This window comes from Alicyclobacillus acidocaldarius subsp. acidocaldarius Tc-4-1, from assembly GCF_000219875.1.
Classification (GTDB): domain Bacteria; phylum Bacillota; class Bacilli; order Alicyclobacillales; family Alicyclobacillaceae; genus Alicyclobacillus; species Alicyclobacillus acidocaldarius_A.
The window spans coordinates 1684080-1700311 of the sequence record NC_017167.1 but is presented as its reverse complement, the minus strand read 5'-3'; the positions used below and the strand labels follow the sequence as shown (position 1 = coordinate 1700311).

General features: G+C 57.2%; 15 protein-coding genes. 14 read left to right on the top strand and 1 reads right to left on the bottom strand.

Going from position 1 to position 16232, the window contains the following annotated elements; translation table 11 throughout:
- Window positions 1-10: 10 nt before the first annotated feature.
- From TC41_RS08150 to TC41_RS08135, 4 genes are all read left to right on the top strand, one after another.
- A complete protein-coding gene (locus tag TC41_RS08150) occupies window positions 11-436 on the top strand; it encodes a phage repressor protein (protein WP_014464551.1) in 426 nt (141 codons plus the stop codon).
- Window positions 411-881, top strand: a complete 471-nt coding sequence (locus tag TC41_RS08145) for a disulfide bond formation protein B (RefSeq protein ID WP_374952847.1) — start codon at window positions 411-413, stop codon at window positions 879-881. Before TC41_RS08150 ends, TC41_RS08145 begins: the two co-directional genes overlap by 26 nt.
- A 201-nt stretch (window positions 882-1082) precedes the next feature.
- The gene (locus TC41_RS08140) at window positions 1083-2525 is read left to right on the top strand and encodes a hypothetical protein (RefSeq protein ID WP_014464549.1); all 1443 of its coding nucleotides are present in this window, start codon (window positions 1083-1085) and stop codon (window positions 2523-2525) included.
- A gap of 90 nt (window positions 2526-2615) precedes the next feature.
- Complete coding sequence (locus tag TC41_RS08135; RefSeq protein WP_014464548.1) at window positions 2616-4646, top strand: hypothetical protein; 2031 nt, start codon at window positions 2616-2618, stop codon at window positions 4644-4646.
- Between the two features lie 234 nt (window positions 4647-4880).
- Here the strand turns inward: TC41_RS08135 and TC41_RS16425 are convergent, their stop codons facing one another.
- Window positions 4881-5033 (bottom strand): hypothetical protein, encoded by a 153-nt coding sequence (locus TC41_RS16425; protein WP_158306724.1) that lies wholly within the window; start codon window positions 5031-5033, stop codon window positions 4881-4883.
- A 473-nt stretch (window positions 5034-5506) separates the two neighbouring features.
- Here TC41_RS16425 and TC41_RS08130 point away from each other — a divergent pair, with 473 nt between their 5' ends.
- From TC41_RS08130 to TC41_RS08085, 10 genes are all read left to right on the top strand, one after another.
- Complete coding sequence (locus tag TC41_RS08130; RefSeq protein ID WP_148260150.1) at window positions 5507-6757, top strand: hypothetical protein; 1251 nt, start codon at window positions 5507-5509, stop codon at window positions 6755-6757.
- 109 nt (window positions 6758-6866) lie between these two features.
- Window positions 6867-7394, top strand: a complete 528-nt coding sequence (locus TC41_RS08125; protein WP_014464545.1) for a sigma factor-like helix-turn-helix DNA-binding protein — start codon at window positions 6867-6869, stop codon at window positions 7392-7394.
- 54 nt (window positions 7395-7448) lie between these two features.
- Window positions 7449-9932 (top strand): ATP-binding protein, encoded by a 2484-nt coding sequence (locus TC41_RS08120; protein WP_014464544.1) that lies wholly within the window; start codon window positions 7449-7451, stop codon window positions 9930-9932.
- Between the two features lie 377 nt (window positions 9933-10309).
- Window positions 10310-12046, top strand: coding sequence for a type IV secretion system protein (locus TC41_RS15390; protein ID WP_148260148.1), 1737 nt, complete (start codon window positions 10310-10312; stop codon window positions 12044-12046).
- On the top strand, window positions 12031-13224 hold the full coding sequence (locus tag TC41_RS16235) for a hypothetical protein (protein ID WP_014464542.1): 1194 nt from the start codon (window positions 12031-12033) through the stop codon (window positions 13222-13224). The genes TC41_RS15390 and TC41_RS16235 overlap by 16 nt, the downstream gene beginning before the upstream one ends.
- Window positions 13225-13255: 31 nt before the next feature.
- Window positions 13256-13684, top strand: coding sequence for a disulfide bond formation protein B (locus tag TC41_RS08105; protein WP_041695215.1), 429 nt, complete (start codon window positions 13256-13258; stop codon window positions 13682-13684).
- Window positions 13685-13778: 94 nt separating this feature from the next.
- A complete protein-coding gene (locus tag TC41_RS08100) occupies window positions 13779-14552 on the top strand; it encodes a BRO-N domain-containing protein (RefSeq protein WP_041695214.1) in 774 nt (257 codons plus the stop codon).
- A 55-nt stretch (window positions 14553-14607) separates the two neighbouring features.
- Window positions 14608-15222 (top strand): metal-dependent hydrolase, encoded by a 615-nt coding sequence (locus TC41_RS08095; protein WP_237699862.1) that lies wholly within the window; start codon window positions 14608-14610, stop codon window positions 15220-15222.
- Between the two features lie 61 nt (window positions 15223-15283).
- Entirely contained in the window at window positions 15284-15490 is a 207-nt protein-coding gene (locus TC41_RS08090) for a TcpD family membrane protein (RefSeq protein ID WP_148260146.1), read from the top strand.
- A gap of 52 nt (window positions 15491-15542) precedes the next feature.
- The gene (locus tag TC41_RS08085) at window positions 15543-16154 is read left to right on the top strand and encodes a TcpE family conjugal transfer membrane protein (protein ID WP_014464538.1); all 612 of its coding nucleotides are present in this window, start codon (window positions 15543-15545) and stop codon (window positions 16152-16154) included.
- The last annotated feature ends 78 nt before the right edge of the window (window positions 16155-16232 follow it).

The following is a 16232-nucleotide window of genomic DNA, read 5'->3' as shown; positions in this document are numbered from 1 at the left end:
CGCAAACGGTATGCAGGTTCGTGTCTTCTGGGTGGACGGTGAACCGCTCTTCGACGCAGCGGGCGTCTGTGAGGCGGTGGGGATGCGCAATGTCGAGAAGGCACTCCGAAAGCTCGACGACGATGAGAAGGGCGCGGTGGTGATCGAAGGGCCGGGCGGACGCGAGGAGATCCCCGTGGTGCGCGAATCGGGCATGCTGAGGCTCACGTTGTTGGGGAAGAACGAGCACGCGCGCGCGTTCCAGCGTTGGGTGCTGCGCGAGGTCCTGCCAAGCGCACTTCACGATGAATCTCAGTACGGCGAGGAGAAATTGCGGGCGCAAAAGACCGCGCTTCTCGTCGATCTCCTCACCACGTTCCAAGAACGACTCTCCGACGAGGCGGTTGAGCGCCTTGTGACGGCTGTGGCGGATGTATTGCGCGACGAGAAGGGGTGATCTTCGGATGGTGAGGTTCTTCGGATGGCGAGCATCTACACGCCGTGCGCTCGGTATCCTCATTCCGGCGGTCGCGCTGAGTGTGAGCGCATACTGGAGCTTGCTGCTCCACTGGCGGGCGTGTGCGATGTGCTGGTCGGAGCGTCTATTGCTGGTCGCGGCGCTCCTCGGTTGGTTCGCCAACAATCGGTGGATGGTGCTGTTCGCACCGCTCCTTGGCTTCGGAATCGCGTCGGCGCAGTGGTGGATGCAGTTGCACGCGGTACGCGCGCTCTTCTGTTCTGTGACGACTCCTTGCGATGTCTCATACCTCCACCTGGGGCCGCTCACGACTGCCGGACTCGCTGATCTCGTATTCTTTCTGCTGTTGTTGCTTGGCGTGGATTCATTCGCGCATCGACCGAAGCGAGCGGAGATGATTCCGTTTCCACGCAAGGCGGAATAGGCGACTGTGGATTGTCCTTTGCGGGCTGCGGTTCCTGCGCCTCCTGCCCGTAGGTATAATAGCCGCAGAGCCAAAGAGGAAATTTCAATCCTCCTATTGCAATTTTCACCCATTTGGATTATCCTAATAACAGGAAAAGATAATATGATCCATTTAAGGATGGATAATAAAGAATATTGTTTTGAATGGGAGTGAGAGACGATGAAGAAGATGGCTTGGAAGGCTGCGCTGGCGCTTGCGGCTGCCGCGCCGATGGCGGCAGTTGCCCCGACGGCGTTTGCGGCGCAGCAGACGTACAAGTATTACCCGACGGTGATCGTGGTGAACGACGTGCCGCAGAGCACGCCGGAGCACATCGTCGCACCCGACCCGTTCGGCGGCGGGACTGGTCAGGCGACGTCGTTCCTGCCGATCTACTACGTGGATAAGGCGCTGGCGCAACTCGGCATTCAGGCGGAATGGAACGGCGGTAAGGGCGTGCTGAACCTGGTCGCGCCGAGCACGGTGAAGGTGAGCTACCCGAGCAGCGTCGAGTCGGTTCCGATCACGAGCGGGACGATGGTGATTGAGGTCAATGGGAAGCCTGTGATCTACGCGCCGAGGATCACCTATCAGGACTACGGGGCGAAGGACGAGACGACGTTTGTGCCGATCTACTACCTGGAGCAGGCCCTTGGCGACATGGGCGTGCAGACCGATTGGCAGAACGGGTCGGAGTGGGACATGACGCTCCAGAGCGTGGCCGCCAGCGCGAATCAGCCCGTCACGTACGAGACGCAGCAGCAGATGGCGGATGCGATGTGGGAACTGTTTGATGGGTTGCCGAAGATGGAACACGAGTGGAACGTGCCGAGTTTAGTCACTGTCAACGGAAATGCAACGATTCAAGACGAGACGACGTACGGCGGTGCGGGCGTCGTCACCGGATATCCGACGATGCAACAGGTTGGGGTGACGCCTGATCCGAATGCGACCGTGACGGCGGGGCAGGTGGCGACGTGGCTGGCGGACTGGGCGGCGTATGCGGTGCCGTACACCGACACAGGTCTTGCCCCCAGCGGTAATGTCCAGACGTTCTTGGCATCCCAAGGCGTCACCGATCCGTTCACGTGGGCGGAGGATAATGATCTCTTCCAGGACACGGGCATTACCGATCCAAATGCCCAGTTGACCACCAGCGAGGCGCAAACGGTGTTGTCGAATCTCCAGTGGTGGCTGGACGGGTACAAGGAGCAGAACGGCGTGTACACGTTGCATGCGCCGATTGGCTACGGTGCTCCTCAGCTCCTGACGGTCTCACAGTGGCTTTCGGGAACTTCGGACTGGAGTCCGCAAGCCTATCAGGAAGCGATCCATGCCTTTGATCGAGTCAAGGTTTGGCTGGTAGGCAACCAGGTGAATGTGGAGCTTCCGTATACGGGGAACTCACAAGATAGCTACAACGTGTCTTCCGCCAGTGTGCCGGAGGATGTGACGACGGAGTATTACGCACCTTCGGTCAGTCTCTCCAACGCGAGCCAGTATGAAGGCGGAACGACGATCTCGTTTGTAAAGCCAAATGAACTCGATTTTCTCATTGGATCGTATGTTGGAATGTGTTATCCAAATGTTACTCCTGACATCACCGTAGATTACAGAGAATAATTCGTAACCTGAGCGCGTCTCAGTCGAGGCGCGCAATTTTTTTGCCGTCTTTGCATGCCATCCGCCCTATCAGTAGGAAGGGGTGATAGCGTGCGTTGGAAACTGAAGGTGTCCCAAATGGGACTGGCAGGCGCGGCGGCACTCGCAGCGTTTTCCGCTTTGTCGCCTAGCGCTTTTGCCACGGAAGTGATTCAACCAGGAGGTGGGACAAGCGGCTATGGGTACATCGTCGCAGTGAATACGGTGTACACCCAATTCGGCGGTGTGGTAGGAGAGTTCGCGATTTACGGAAGCGACAAGTTTGTGGCACAAGGGGCTCAAGTATATCCGGGTTGGTCAGCGTTTTTTAAATACGAACTCTACTCCGCCCTCGTCAGTGCGGCGGACGAGATTTCGGGTGCAACGCTGAGTAACGACATTGTGCAGTCAGACATCGTGAGCGACAACAGCCTGAACGGCGATGGGTATTTGGGGTTGCCGATCACTGAGATAGACTCCGTTGCTAGTGAACTCGGTGGTAATGCTCAATTCGTAGAAAATCAGGTCCAACCGTATGAGTACAAGCTTTATGACACGAACGGAAATGTTCCAACTCAATATCTTGTTCCCTTCGCATACGTCGCCAGCGAATCTGGCGCAGAGATGGATCCATCCGGGGGTGTTGTGACGCCGACCGGGAACTATTACGGGAATGATCCGATCGAGCATTCGACATTCTACGTGATCCCGTCCAAGCCACCTACTGCCCAGAGCCTCACGGCACAGGTGCAGGGCACAAACGTCACGCTGACGTTCAACGTCAACGTGCCGCTCTGGAGTTCGCTCGCGAACTATCACTATGACGCGGTGGAGATCACGAATCTCGGCACTGGGCAGACGGAGTGGCTCGCGGGGACAGGATTCAGTGACATTTCCGAGATGCAGAATGAAGTCGGAAGTCAGGGAACGTACACGGATACGTTTTCCGCGAGTTACCTGACGCCGGGGAATTACGAGGCTCAGGCGTGGGTGGCAGACGGTGTGGATCGCATTTCGGGGCCTGTGACGGCCAACTTTACCATTGGGAGCAGCCAAAGCGGCAGCGGTGGGGGCGTGGGAACAGGTTCAGGGAACGGCGTCAGCGTTTCGCTGAGCGCCGTTCCCCAGCAATTGACGGTTGGGCAGTACAGCACCTTGACGGTGAACGTCAACGGGACGATTCAGGGCCCGAATCAACGCAGTGAACTGCCCAACGGCGATCACTACATCGTCGAACTGGCTGACGCAGATCATGGTACTACGTTAGCCGGAAGCGATATTGAAAACCTGGGCAACGTCACCTCGTACACGCAGGAAGTTACTTCTGCGCAGCCGTACACGGCGGAATACGAGGCGTATGTGATCGACACGTCGAACGGCCAGACGGTCGTCGCGCAGTCGACGCCTGTCCAAGTGACGTGGGGCCAGGTTCAGACACAGCCTACCACGGGGCAGTGTAGCCAGGCAAGCTGGTCAGTGGGAAGTGTCGGTTCGAACAGCGCGGGCTTGACGTTTACCCACGATGACAGCGATACGTACGCATTCACCGTGAACAATGGCGGGAGTCTGAGCGTGCCGGGCGTCGGTGGCAGTGAACAGAGCGTGGGCGTGATCCTGACAGGGCAGCCTGGCGAAAGTTACACGGTTACAGCTACGGATACCACAACGGATTGCACCGTGTCGACAACCGTAACCTTATCTGCGAATGGCAGCACACCGATTCAAACGGGCAGCGTAAGCGCAATTGTGTCCGATCAGTACACCCAACTCATGGGTGGCGGGGCTGGTATCTACGCGGCCGGGCCAAATGTGACGGTGGATGCGGGCACGAGTGTCAATTTCAATGTGCAATTTCTGCAAACTGGCCAGCCCGCGATCTACTATTCCGATTTGAGGCTCCTAACAACGGGAACTTGCCTGCGGCAACGAACACGGGTTTGGAGCGTGACGCTGGTCTCGAACGGAGGAACGGGTGGAGCGTCACTGAATCAGACGTTCTATAACGGCGCTTCGACTGGAACGGTGAGCGTCAGCACGCAAACGCCACAGACGGTGACCTACACCGCGAGTCTCATCAACCCGAAGGGTTATGGAATCGAGTGAAACTTTCCAGATCACGTGGGCAGGTGCAACCGTGAGCGCGTCTCCGACGCAATTGCCTGTGGGACAGGTCTCGACCATCACAGTCAATGCAAATGCGCCGGGGAGAACGGTGACACTATATAGCACGGCCCCCGTGATCCAGGGTGAACAACCGTCGGAAACTTGCACAACCAAAGGGTGTCATTCGAATGGTAACTATCAAATCACGGTGAATGACACTGGCACGACGACGCTTCAAGCGGTGTCGAACACGGCGCAAGTGGTGAAGTTTTGGGTAACCACGACGCCGCCGAATCCGCCTAGCCCGACGGACGTGGGACAAGGCACGACATCGCCCACTGTCACGGTGGCATGGGGAAATAACACAGGTGTGTCTATCACGCTCATGGCGACGCCGGGATCGACAACCTATGGCGGAACGATTACGGAGTCGTACAGCGTGCAGGGCTGGCAGCCTGGGGATGAGGTCATCATCCAGGTTGTGAATGAGAGTCCAGCCACGCCTGCCGAAGCATCAGGAACGTATTTCCCCAATGGCTGGTATTCGAGCGGATATTGTACTGCGTCGGGGTGTGTGTATCAAGCCGTATTGACTGAGCCATCTGCGAGCCATAACGAAAGCGAGCAGCCGGTCACGCTGGAGGCTGGCATAGGCGGTTCGGTGACGGATCAGGGAGACACGCTCACAATCACGTATCAGGCGGAAGTCGTCAATGCAGATGGGCAGTTGTTGGCGACGAGCAATGAAATTACACCCACATGGGTGCCTCCGCAGAGCACGACACAGCCGAGTCCAACACCGACGCCCCCAGCCGTCACCTTCGCCGACACCAACGCCGAATCCGAGCAGCGGTGTCACGTTGACGCTTGCTGCCAACCCTACGGAGTTGCCTGTGGGTCAGGCTACCACGCTGACCGTCAACGTGACGAGCGGATGGCAAAACACCGGGGATATGTGGATCACCATCGTGAACGAGACCACGGGTCAGACGGTGGGGCCGGGCGAGATCTTCACACCGAGTGCGTCGGAAACTTATACAAGCAACGTGCCGGGAACGGACACGTTTATCGCATACGTGTCGTATATTCCGCCCGGGGGCGGCGTGTTCGACATTCAGAACGACGCCTATCAGTCGAATCCGGTATCGGTGACCTGGACAAACGGCACAACACAACCCACTCCGACGCCGACACCGAATCCACAACCCACACCGCCACCGGCTCCCAACTGCGGTGCGCCGTACGACTCAAATGTGCAGTGGACCAGCATGGGCAATGGTGCGGAAGAACTGACGTGGGTGTACAACGTACCGACACCGGAATACAACGCGCAGACGAACTCGTGGCAATGCGTTGACGTGACACATCAGGAATCGCAGTATTATCCGGCGTCAGTGAATGATGGGCAGATCACCGGACTCACTTATGATCCAGGGACTCCCGAAAACATGTGGCTCCCTGTGCCATCGTATGAATGGGATCCGGAGCAATGCCCGTCGGGGATTTTCTGCGAGTACTTCGAGCAGCACGGCTTCACGGCGAATGAAAACGGTGGGCCTACTGCAAACCAGATCTCGAGCACCGTAGAGATCAACGGACAAACGTACCATACCTATGGTCCACCGATTGGCGATCAAACTCCGACGATTTGGATTCGTCCAGCGGCTGCGTTCGGGTTCCGGTATGTGTGGCAAGGTCCACCGAGCGCTTTGCCCATCGGCGGAAGCGTCACGTTCACGATGACGAATCCAGACGGTGGGAGCATTACGTGGACAAGGCCGCTCATTATCGACTCGGAGACCTTGAGTGGGGGCACGACAACTCCCAACGGTGATCAGGCGCCTGCTGCGGACACGGAGATTGTGGCCTGCTGGACGAATCTTCCGAAGGGTGTGTATCTGGATGGGAAGCCCGAGTTGGCAGCGTGGAGCCTGAACCCGGATCCTCAGATCGCGTATGAGCAAGGCGCGCACATTTCGTTCGTGATGACGGTGGAAACACCGGCAGGTAACATCACGGTGAGCGCGCCGAATGTGGCGTGCACGTTCGGTTGGCCTGCGTATTGGTTCACCCACATCGTGAGCGAGAGCATCGGCGGAACCGTCTACTGAACGATCTGCCTGCTCGCTGCAATGTCAATGACAGCAGTCGGCGAGCAGGCAGTTTCGTCTTAGAATTTTGGTAAAATAAACACTAAGCAGGACTTTCGGGGGTGGAATTGTGCGTCCGGAACTCGCTGATCTGATTGTCGAGTATGAGCAAAGCTTGGAAGCTGTGAAGTCGATCAAGCGCGCTCGTCAGAAAGAGGACGACCCGCGTAGTTATCTGGACGTGAAATACTGCGAGAGTATGATTGACACGTTGGAATATACGATCGGGCTTATGGAAGGCACCACGAGAGTGGAACGCCGGGAGGTTCCCATTGGCGATATGGCGGTGTTGGATCGGCTGGCGGCGAAACGGGGATTGTGCGGATGCGGCGAATGGGATGCGGACGAAGAGGACGAGGGGCACGAGGAACTGTGGTCAGAACGTTTGCCGGTGTCGTGGCGGAGCATTCTGAGCTTGCGCGAGGCGGCGTGCCTGTTGGCCTATGAACGAGGCATGACGTACACGGGCATTGCGCAAGCGCTGTCGATTACGCGCGGGGCGGTGCATTCGTACATTCGCCGCGCGCGTGAGAAACTTCGAAAAGCAGAGGCTGTGCAACTCAGTCTTTTCGACGATGCACCCGACCTTGGTGCATGAGCAGAGAGCGAAAACTTGCCTGCCAACCCCTCGGGATAGAGGGGGGATTTTTTATTGCGCACAATCTTCTGGTATGACAATCTGCTCTTTCTGGAGAATGGCTCTTCCTTTGCGGTGTACCGGCTTCCAGCCCTGCCGTACGAGCATCAGCCGGAGGCGGTCAAGCGGAGCATCTATCGACAGCTTGAAGTGTTCTTCCAGACCTACCGCGGGTACGGGCAGTTGTTGAGCATCTCGGTGCCGATCTCGAGCGAAGAAGTGCTTACCCGCATGCGCAGCTTCGGGGATCACCCGCATTGGCGAGCGCACATGGAAATGGTCGCGGAACGACTGAAGGGACTCACGCCATTCGAGCGATTGACAGTGCTTGTGTTGCCGCTGGCTTCGCCTCTCGGCACCGCCTGGTCGCAGGTGCTGGATCGCCCCGACCAGTTGCGTGAGCGCGTGTCGGAACAGTTTGCGAGGTTGTGGGGATTTGCGAAGCGCAGGGTTGCGCGTGTGCAAGCGCCCGTCCTCACGCGGCACGATCTGTTGGTCTCACAGCAAGCGGAGCAGCGGCTGTTCAATCGATTGCAGGCCATCATCCCGATGTTGGAGCGAGCGGCGCCCCAGGACATCGAACGACTGCATCGCGCGCCGTACTGGCGCGGCCTAACCCCATGGCCCCTGGCCTTGCCGGATCCGCTTCCTAAAACGCTGACGGTGGAAGGCCGGGATGTCGTGATTCGGCCTCGTCCCTTGCGTCTGCCACTCGTGTCGGCGGCGGTGCGGGAAGACACGTTCCGCGTTCGCGTCGAGCATGACGACAAGCGCACATCGTATCAGTCGGTCATGGCGGTGGCGAGCATGCGCGAACGGCTCGAAGTCATCGGCGACGAGTGGATCTATCAACCGCTTGAAAAACTTGCGTTCCCTGTCGATGCCTGTGTGCACTTTGAAGTCATCTCCCCGCAACGCGCGCGAGAGATCGTCTATCGCCGCCGAAAAGAGGTCGCCAGCACGGGCGAACAGTACGCCGAAGAGGGTGACGTGCCGTGGGACATCTACGACGGGCTCGAAGACGCACAGGCCCTCGAAGCGAAACTTAAAGCAGGCATGGCTTTCGCGACGTTTCACGCCTTCTTCGCCGTTGGTGCGGACAGTGAGTTGGAGATGTTGCGTCGGGAAGAGATGCTGAAAGAGAGGCTGCAAGGTTCGATTCGACTCGTGCATCCTCCCGGCGACGCGCTGAGACTCTGGCAAGCCTTTTTTCCGGGCACCACAGGTGGTGTGGAGAAAGCATGGGCGATCCCTGCGGATCCGTCGGTGCTTGCGGCGTCAGGGGCATTGGGCACGTCCTTTGTAGGCGATCCGACGGGACAATGGTTTGCGCGTATGATACCAAGCGGACGACCTGTGTATGTTGATTGGTATCGGCCCATGCGAGAACTCAATCGAAGCGGAGCGGTGGCGTTCGCAGGCACGCTTGGAAGCGGCAAGTCGGTGGGGATGAAGTATGCGGCGGACACCATGCTTCAATGGGGCGCAATCGGTGCTGTGGTTGACCCGAAACAGGCCGAATACGGATCCCTGGTCAAGTTGTGGCCGAACGAGAGCGTGTGGTGGACGTTTGGCGCAGGGAGCGCGTTGCGATTTTCTCCATTTCGCTTGGGGCGGGACGCGAGTGAATCACAGTTGATTGCGGAAGGCTTCCTGGGCGTTCTTCTCAACGTCACCACGCGCCGCGAGGATCAGCGAGCGTCGCTCGTCATCCAACGCGCCCTGCACGCGCTGTATCAAGGTGAACGGTGGGACATGGACCATTTCCTCATGTGTCTGGCCGCCGAGCGCAACAACGCGCAACGGCCGGAGGAAGAACGCAACCTTGCGGATCTCTTTCTCGGACTGCTCGAACATTACCGCACAAGCGAGTTGGGCCGTGCGCTCTATGGAAAGACGGAAGACAACGTCATGGATAGCCGTGCAAGGCTGGTGGTGGCGTCGATTATGGGCCTGGACTTTCCGGACCCGGGGAGTTCGCCGGATGCATGGCGTGAGAGCCAGCGTTTCGCGGTCGCCATTCTCTACCTGGTTACGCAGATCGCGTTTCGACGTCTCATCATGGCTCCGCAAAACGTGCGCAAATTCTTCGCGGTGGATGAGGCATGGATCCTGCGCTCGATTCCAGAAGGCAGGGCGCTCCTCAACCGGATGTTGCTTCTTGGGCGAAGCATGAACCTGGTCCTGATGATGGCGGTGCAGAACCCTGACGTGTTGTTGCCGAAACCGGGGCAGGAAAACGACGACGTGGCGGCGAGCCTCGGATGGACGTTTGTCGGACGGCTTACATCGCGGATCCAGGTCGAGCACGCGGTTCGCTTGCTCGGGTTGCCGCTTGAGAACGAAGAGCAACTGAATCAGTACATCGAAACCTTCCAGGCATTTGAGAAAGGGCGCGGGTTTTTGCGCGATCCTTTAGGGCGCATTGGCGAGGTGCAGATTGACGTGGTGGATGCGGGGCTCCTCCAAGCGTTCAATACCACGCCGGAAGTGTTATGAGCACGATTCACATTGATAGGCTCAAGCCGCATTCGCCAACTGGATTGGTGGTGCGGCTCTTCGTTTGCCCTGCAACTTGCCACGGGATAGGAGGGATTAGTCTATGATTGTCATGGCCAGTGGCGGAACCCCACCCACCGAGGCGTCCTCAACCGCGATCACTAGCGGCAACGCGCTTCCGAGCATTCATCAGGTGGTCACGTCCGCCGCCGCTTCGAATACGCTCTTTGGTTATTCGAATCCCACGTCCCCATTTCCCGGCTGGCAGCATCCGTCTCCGAACGACTATACCTTCACGCTGCCGCCAGAAGGGTGGTGGAACACGCTCTTCGGGGGGCGGCGCCATCAAGGAAGTCGCGAACTTCATCGCGGACTTGGTGTCGCAGGGGCTGGCGTGGGCTTTCCATATCGTGATCACGATCGCCGTGGACTTCACGAACCCAGCGTGGTTGGTGACCCCCATCGCGAAGCGGATGGGCGTGTCGTTTTCGCAGGCGTATTCAAATGTCTTCCTGCGTCTACTGCCGTTTCTCTGTCTCGCCGTGGCCATCTATATGGTTTGGCACTACTTGCGAGGTCACAACACCAAGATCCTGACGGCTTTGTTCACCACCACGGCGATGGCAGGATTACTGTTCGCGTTTTTTACACACTTTTCGGCGATCTTCCAGGTTGTGAACAACCTCTCGGAAAACCTGGATAACACCGTGAGTGAGGCCATCGAATCCGTGGCCGATCTCAGTGCCAGCACCATCTACGATGCGGCATGGGATATTTATGTGCTGGAACCTTGGGAATTGGCTCAGTTTGGGCATGAATCGAACGACTTGGCCAAGTTTAATGTTTCCTCTGCCTCGGTGGGACAAAGTTACACGACAGACAGCGGGGATTCAGCAACGATTCAGCCTGGCGACAACTGGGTTGTACTCTTTATGAAGAATACGACCGCGCAAGCGCGGGATAGCTTGCTGCACGACATCTTGAACACGTCTCAGCCCTTTGCAGAAACGTCGTGGACAAGCACGAGTGTCAAGAACGCCAATCCGTACAACAACATCATCTTCTTGCTGGTGATGTTCGTTCTTGGATTGCCGTGTCTCGTGTTTCTCGCGTTCATGGCGTTTATGCTTTTTGGTCTAGAATTGGCGTTTTTGTTCAGCGCGTTCATGGGGATCTTCGTGTTGCCGCTTGGCTTTGTGCCTGAGATCGGTTGGTGGATGGTGCAAAAATGGGTGAAAAAATCACTCGGTTTCTTACTGCTCAAGCTCGCCAATGTGATCTACATGGCGATCACGTTTTTGCTCGTCACGATCGTGATGGATTCGGTGTCGCTCACAGGGGATGAAGCGACGCTCATAACTGGTGCCATCACCAGCGGGCTCATCTTTCTGGGGGCACTCATAATGCGTCACCAACTGTTCTATATCTTTGTTCAACCGATCGTGGCGCGCGTCGAAAACGGCATCTCTTCAAACGGTGATGAGAAGCAGGCGAGCCTCGCAGACGAATGGCGGCGTCGCGTCCGCGAGGCTTGGAATCGGCGCTGGGATTCCCAAGGGCGGCAAGATGACGACGACAATTCAAACAACCAGGGAGGCAGCGGTTCTCTTGTTCAGAAGACTTTGAGCGCAGCCTTTAGCACAGCATATCGCGGAGGTGGGACTGGGGGACACGGAACGCCATTTTCGGGTAACGCAAACTCCACAACGTCATCGCGCTGGACGTCGTCAGGAGGTCAAAACTCAGGCGGTTCGGGGAACCCTGGTAGCGCGACTGGCGGGGCGTCGATGAGCGGAGCGTCATCAACTCCGTCATCTCCCGCACCATCATCTTCTTCGTCAGTCCGTCGCGATGATGACGATACTCAAGAGCCCACCCTGAAACTTCAACCTAATTTGTTGAAAAATAATCGCGACGATCACACTGCTCAAGGTTCGTTGGTGATGTCAAAACGAATATCTCGGAACCGAGTGTGCAATCGGGAGCGTCTCAGCTTTCCGATGAGCCTGTTGCGAATGTGGAAGAAGAGGCCAAGGCGCCAGAAACCGAAAACGCAGATGTCGCTGAAAAGGCTCAAGCGTCCGATGGAGACGTGGCGGTGTCGGATCCCTTGAAAGACGAGGTCGCGGAGACAACGGGCACGCGCTCGGAAAGCGGTGAAGAAGACGGAACGCCAAGTTCTGTACAGGATAGTGCGCTTCAGCGAAAAGGCGAACCATTGAGGCGTCAACCGGAAGAGGATCTGGCAGTCGCCGCTTTGGCGGATGCTTTTGCGACCCCGGACTTAGCTTCCCGTGCCGGAGTCTCGTCGGCGCGACGTCGCACGACAGACGAATCGGGCGAGGAACCAGATGTCGCGGAATACCAGACAGAAACGACTCGCGAAGGAGCAAGAGAAGAGGACGTTCCATCGCAACAGTTGGTTTCTGAAGCGTTTGTTGCGCCGGAACCTGAATCGAGGGCTTCGGAACATCGTGACATCGATGAATGGAGGGTAGAGAACTCACCGGCTGCACAAGACGGATCTCGTGAATCAGACGAATCCATGGTTCCGTTTCCTGATTCAAAGGCGCGTCGTGAGGAAACGCCCGCCGTTGAACGTGCGGTTGAACGTCCGGATGAAGCTTATGACGAAGCAGGCGCATTGGCGCGGAGTTTTGATACACCTGCACCGGCACAAGCAGAAGCGGCACAAGCCAGCCATCGGGCAATCTCTGAAACAGCCACGGAACCGATGGCTGATGAAGTCCACACCGTAACAATGGATGAGGCCCACGCCCATGAAGCAGCGCCCGCTTCTCAGGTGAACGCCACTCACATGAAGATCGGGGATCCTCGCGCGGACGTTGGATCGCATACCGAAGTGCCAGCAAGGGTAAATGACGCGGAGAAAACGAACGAGGCGAAAGCTGACGCAACGCTCAGTTCTGGATTCTCGCGAACATCTGAACCTGTTGCGTCCGATCCCGTTTCGGTGCCTTCTGCCACAATCCGCCGAAGCGAGGTTCCGCATGACGCAGAACGTGATCAGGACGAGTCTCTGGCACCTGCCCAATCTCCAAGCCGTCAGCACAAACCAGGTCCTGTGATTCGATTGCAACCCAAGGAACAAAGCAAGTCTGTGCAAGCTTCCAAGACATCAGCAGGGAAGCGTGATCGGCAAGACGAGAACCGACGTATACCTCCGAGCGTTTCGTCGCGGCCGACACAGCATCCGCGTCAACGGGCACGAATGGGTCAACCGCTTCGTTTTGATCCGAGGCGGAATCGAAATCCAAGGGACAATGCGTAAACCAACAAGCTGACGCAGAGGAAGTGGATCCATGAGTCGGACTTGGATACGCCTTCGTCGCGGTCTCGGAATCGTTATTCCCGCGATTGCGCTGAGCGTGAGCTCGTACTGGAGCCTTGTGCTCCATTGGCAAGCGTGTGTGATGTGCTGGTCGGAACGCCTGTTGCTACTTGCCACAATGTTGGGATGGACGATCGACGTCCCGTGGTTCGTGGCCTTTGCTTCCGCCTCCGGGTTGGTGGTCTCGGTATCGCAATGGTGGATGCAGCTTCGCGCAGTCCATGCGGCTTTTTGTTCGATGACGGCGCCATGTGACGTGTCGTACTTCCAGTGGGGGCCGTTCACGACGGCCGGGCTTGCAACCCTCGTATTTGCGGTGCTCCTCCTGCTGGCGATCGATCGGTGCGCGCCTCGGCCACTGCAATCGAACCTGCTTTCGTTTCCCCACAAAGCATCGTAAGGCCCGCCTGAACAGTCAGGCGGGCTTTTTTTGCATGCCATTGGCCGTTTAAGTAGAACGGGCATTCCAACTGATTCGCCGGGAGGTTGATCAAATGGATCGTATGGATACGTTGTTGCCGTTTGAGTACGAAGGCAAGCAGGTGCGCGTGGTCGTGGTCAATGGCGAGCCTTGGTGGGTGGCGAAGGATGTGTGTGAGGCCTTGGAGATTAGCAAATACCGTGATGCTGTCGCTAAGTTAGACGACGATGAAAGGGCGTCCATGACCGTGGACACCCTTGGTGGCCCGCAAAACATGACGGTTGTGAACGAAGCCGGGCTATATAGCTTGATACTCGTGGCAAGCCGCAAACCCGAAGCGAAAGCCTTTAAGCGTTGGATCACCCACGACGTGTTGCCGACGCTCCGGAAAACGGGTCGCTATGAAATGCCCCATCGTAAGTCGACCGAAGACGAGGAAATCAAACGAGAACGGTTGGCTGTGATGCGGATGAACGCACAAGCGCGACTGGCCAAGGTCGTGCTCGACGCAGCGCAGAAGTTCCGGGATCAAATTTCCCAAACGGCGATCGAGTCGTTGCTGTTTGCAGCCGTCAATATCGCGGCTGGACGCGAACTCTTGCAGCCACCTGCCAAGGAACGCCTGTACTCCGCGACGGAAATCGCGGAAGAAGCCGGTGTCAGCGCAAATCTTATTGGCCGTATCGCCAATCAGTACGGGCTCAAAACTCCGGAATTCGGCGAGTTTGTGTTAGACAAATCGCCGTATAGCGACAAACAAGTGTCGTCGTTTCGCTATAATGCCCGAGGCAAGGCCAAACTCTTGGAACTACTCGGATTGCAAATGGAGGAACCGCTTCGTCACTGAGCAAACATCGTGGTTTGCATGCCACCCCGCTTCTCCTCAGAGAGGGGGTGGCTTTTTGATACATACCACGCACGCTGTGTTCGCAGCGGCGCTCACCGAAGTCATCTTGGCATCTGAACACGCGCCCATCACGTGGCAGGCCGTCGCCACTGCCGCGGTAGCCTATGCGGTTGCGCCGGTGCCGGACATCGATCAACCCGAGTCCTGGGTTTCTCGGCATCTTCCGGGGGCTTCGATCGTGTCCATGTTCGTGCGGCATCGGACGTTGACCCATAGCTTGCTCGCGTCCCTGTTGCTTTATTTGGTGCTCTTCGGGCTGGGCTTTCATATTCCCCAGTGGTTAGCGACCGGGATCGTGGTGGGATGGGTGAGCCATTGGCTGATCGATCTGGTGAATCCCATGGGCGTGCAGCTCCTTTATCCGCTGCCATGGTGGGTGAAACCGCCTGTTCCGTGGTTGGCCATCGGCGTAGAAAGCGCAGGCGAAACTGTCATTCGTGTCGTCTTGACAGCATTCGTGCTGATTTTTGCTCTTGCGTACCTGTTGCTTCACGCGCCTGTGGAAGTTCAGCGGGCTGCGGCACATCTTTTGCCTGCCGCGCGGCGTTTGGTGGGTGCCGTGACTTGGCCATGGCTCGGTGCGTGTTGTCGTTTCTTGCATCTTACATAAGGAGGAACACGGAAATGAACGGGACGGGAACTACGCTTTCGGATATTTCCAGCAACCCTTTGTGGAGTTTGTTGGATCCTATTTTTCAATTATGGGCGTCGTGCTGATAGCCGTCATCGTGTACCGGCTCTTCCGGCACTACGTGAAGGGTGATCATTCCAACATGATGGTCTCCGTAGTGTTTGGCATGCTGGCGCTCTTTTTCTTGCTCGCACCCACGGTGTTCTTCCCCATTGTTCAATGGCTTGTGGGGAAGATCGCCGGATGAGTCTCAAGGCGAGGCGACGTCCTCGCCTTGAGATCGTCTGGAGGGAAACCGAGTGCCAAGGACATACCAAAAGCTGTTCAAGCAGAAAGCGGTGATTACCAATATCGACCGGAAAGTTCGCTTGGGGTTCCGGTTGTATTGGGACGATCTTGCCACGTTCGCGATCTCATGGATCGTGTTTGCGATGTTGGATATGGCCTCGCCCTATCGCATCATCAACCTTTTCATGAATCGTTGGGTCGCAGTTACGCTCAGCGCCGGGGGATTCACATGGTTGGCGCGCAAGCTGGATCCGGACGGCAAGTCGTTAGTCAAGTATTTGTATGGTTTTGTGGCGTATCCGTTTCGCAGTCATGTAAGTGATGGATTCGTGCGGAAACCGCGAACGCTGGTATGGCGCAGGGGACGACGAAGTGTATTTCGAGTGTGCGCGCGGGCGTGGTGGACGCGAGGAGACTTGCGATTGCCGGTTCGAATTCAGCTTCGTTCACCGACAACATGGCATTTCGAAAACAGCGTGCATGTAGATGTAAAACTTCGCCGTCGTCATGTGGATTTCCATCCTGCAAGGCGCATGCGTCGGCCTGGACGCTATCGACTCGTCGGCCTTCGTCCTGGCACGTATCAAGTCGAAGGGCGAAAGGTAACGAAAATCGATCGCTAAAATGCCTGCCAACTCCACATCAGATGAGGAACTTGTGTTTGAAAGGGGATGTTCAATGTGAACAAATGGACAGGATGG